The following is a 3,365-nucleotide window of genomic DNA, read 5'->3' as shown; positions in this document are numbered from 1 at the left end:
CTTAACTCGAATAGAGGGCAGGAGCCCGTCCGGTAGATGTCCGCCAGGATAAGTCCCCGCAGCACCCGGTCCCCGGGGTCGCACCCGCGTACCTTGAGAGCCGCATAGCGATAGGAGAGAGATGGAAGATCATTCTTCCAGACTCGATTCTTTTCTGCGATTAAATCAAGAATGATAGCAATCATTCATCCGATCCAAACAAGAAGAATTCACTTATATATGAGTGAGGAGCATCTGATCGCGAGCACAGTGAAGACACTGTGCCGCGGTATGAGATACCCGAATTGCGACATACGAGCGCTATTCATGATATCGATTAATTTAACTTAATTAGCGACACGTGGATATCCCGCGGGCCCGATGCGGTCCCGCAAGATACCACGGGCGCACGGCGGATGCCTTGGCACAGGGAGCCGATGAAGGACGCGGCAAGCTGCGATAATCCCCGGCGAGGAGCACACATCCTTCGACCCGGGGGTCTCCGAATGGGCGAACCCATGCACAGCAGTGTGCATATCCCCGGCCCGAACACATAGGGCCGGGGAGGACAACCCGGGGAACTGAAACATCTAAGTACCCGGAGGAGAGGAAATCAATCTCGAGACTCCCCGAGTAGCGGCGAGCGAAAGGGGACCGATGGCCAAACCGTCGAGCGGGCATACCCGGCAGGGGTTCCGCCGACGGGGTTGCAGGGCCGCGCATCCGGGGGCTGCCGCCCCCGGGCGCAGGTCCGGCTGGGGAGCGGAACGGCATGGGAGGGCCGGCCGCAGCGGGTGACAGCCCCGTACGCGAACCCAGACCGGACGGCGCGACGCGGTCCCTGAGTAGGGCCGGGCACGTGAAACCCGGTCCGAACCTGGGTGGACCACCATCCAAGCCTGAGTACTACCCTGTGACCGATAGCGCACCAGTACCGTGAGGGAAAGGTGAAAAGCACCCCGGGAGGGGAGTGAAACAGTACCTGAAACCGTGCGCCCACGAGCAGTCGGAGCACCTATACGGTGTGACGGCGTGCCTTTTGTAGAATGAGCCAGCGAGTCGCTGGCGCGGGGCGAGGTTAACCGAAAGGGAGCCGGAGCGAAAGCGAGCCTTAACAGGGCGACTTGAGTCCCGCGCCGCGGACGCGAAGCCGGGTGAGCTATCCGTGGGCAGGCTGAAGCGGGGGTAAGACCCCGTGGAGGGCCGAACGCACGTCGGTTGAAAACGGCGGCGATGACCTGCGGATAGGGGTGAAAGGCCAATCAAACCCGGAGATATCTCGTTCTCCCCGAAATAGCTTTAGGGCTAGCGTCGCGCGTTCACCGCCGGAGGTAGAGCACCGGATGGACGAGGGGGCTTCGCCGCCTACCGAATCCAACCGAACTCCGAATGCCGGCGGCCCAGAGCGCGGCAGTCAGAGCATGTGGGCTAAGCTGTGTGCTCGAGAGGGAAACAGCCCGGACCGCCCGCTAAGGTCCCCAAGTTCCAGCCGAGTGGCAAAGGATGTGCGTCCGCCCAGACAACCAGGATGTTGGCTTAGAAGCAGCCATGCATTCAAAGAGTGCGTAACAGCTCACTGGTCGAGTGGACATGCGCCGACAATACACGGGGCTAAGCTGGACACCGAAGCGGCGGGATTTTGATTTTCAGAATCGGTAGGGGAGCTTCCCATGGGCGGCGAAGCCGCCGGGCGACCGGCGGTGGAGCGCATGGGAGTGAGAATGCTGGCATGAGTAGCGAGAGACGAGAGAGTAACTCGTCCGCCGTGAACCCGAGGTTTCCTGGGCAAGGCTAATCCTCCCAGGGTCAGTCGGGGGCTAAGGCGAGGCCGGGAGGCGTAGCCGACGCGCAGCAGGCAGACATTCCTGCACCGCGCACGCGGCGCTACGACCGACGGGGCGACGGATGGGGGTGGCTCGGCGGGGTTCTGGACGTCCCCGTGATGGAGCGCGGCCCGCGGACCAGGGAAATCCGGTCCGCACACAGGGCGAGGCTCCGGACGAAGCGATCAAGCGAAGCGAGTGAGCCCGAGGTCCCTAGAAAAACCCCTAGGCAGGCGCGTGCGCGCCCGTACCGCAAACCGACACAGGTGGGTGGGTAGAACATACCGAGGCGATCGGGTCAACCATGGTCAAGGAACTCGGCACAATGGCCCCGTAACTTCGGGAGAAGGGGTGCCCGCGCGTACGTGAACGGACTTGCTCCGGGAGCGGAGGCGGGCCGCAGTGGAGAGGCCCAAGCGACTGTTTACCAAAAACACAGGACTCTGCAGAAGCCGCAAGGCGACGTATAGGGTCTGACGCCTGCCCGGTGCCGGAAGGTCACGCGGAGGAGTTAGCCGCAAGGCGAAGCCCCGAAGCCAAGCCCCGGTAAACGGCGGCCGTAACTATAACGGTCCTAAGGTAGCGAAATTCCTTGTCGGGTAAGTTCCGACCTGCACGAAAGGCGCAACGACTTGGGCGCTGTCTCGACCATGGACCCGGTGAAATTGCACTGGTCGTGAAGATGCGACTTACCCGCGGAAGGACGGAGAGACCCCGTGAACCTTCACTGCAGCTTGGCATTGGCCGCTGGTCCCGCGTGTAGAGGATAGGCAGGAGGCATCGATCCGGAGGCGCCAGCCCCCGGGGAGCCGCCCTTGGAATACTGCCCTCGCGCGACCGGCGTCCTAACCCGAGGCCGTCAACCGGCTCGGGGACCGTGCCAGGCGGGCAGTTTGACTGGGGCGGTCGCCTCCTAAAGGGTAACGGAGGCGCGCGAAGGTCCGCTCGGGACGGTCGGCAACCGTCCTTTTGAATGCAAGAGTACAAGCGGGCTTGACTGCGAGGCCCACAAGCCGAGCAGGTGCGAAAGCAGGCTCTAGTGATCCGGCGGCCCCGAGTGGGTGGGCCGTCGCTCAACGGATAAAAGGTACTCCGGGGATAACAGGCTGATCTTGCCCAAGAGTCCACATCGACGGCAAGGTTTGGCACCTCGATGTCGGCTCATCGCATCCTGGGGCTGGAGCAGGTCCCAAGGGTACGGCTGTTCGCCGTTTAAAGCGGTACGCGAGCTGGGTTCAGAACGTCGTGAGACAGTTCGGTCCCTATCCTCCGTGGGCGCAGGAGAATCGATGGAGGCTGCCCCCAGTACGAGAGGACCGGGGTGGACGCACCTCCGGTGAACCGGTTGTCGACCAACGGCACGGCCGGGTAGCCGCGTGCGGCGCGGATAACCGCTGAAGGCATCTAAGCGGGAAGCCGTTCCAGGGATTAGTTCTCCTTCCGGTAAGGGCCCAGGTAGACTACCTGGTCGATAGACGGCAGGTGCAAGGCTGGCGACAGCCTCAGCCGAGCCGCACTAATCGCCCGAGCTCTTCCGGAACCGCACCTCGCGGCCCGCGGGAC

General features: G+C 62.9%; 1 protein-coding gene and 1 rRNA gene. One reads left to right on the top strand and one right to left on the bottom strand.

Going from position 1 to position 3,365, the window contains the following annotated elements; translation table 11 throughout:
- Nucleotides 1–185, bottom strand: a 185-nt coding sequence (locus DW136_RS10095; protein WP_233546516.1) for a hypothetical protein, incomplete at its 3' end; no start/stop codon positions are given.
- A gap of 183 nt (nucleotides 186–368) precedes the next feature.
- On the opposite strand from DW136_RS10095, the gene DW136_RS02360 reads away from it, so the two are divergent.
- A 23S ribosomal RNA gene (locus tag DW136_RS02360) occupies nucleotides 369–3,342 on the top strand.
- The last annotated feature ends 23 nt before the right edge of the window (nucleotides 3,343–3,365 follow it).

The sequence above is a fragment of the Collinsella sp. AM12-1 genome, from assembly GCF_003472325.1.
GTDB lineage: Bacteria > Actinomycetota > Coriobacteriia > Coriobacteriales > Coriobacteriaceae > Collinsella.
This window is presented reverse-complemented; position numbering and strand designations above follow the sequence as displayed.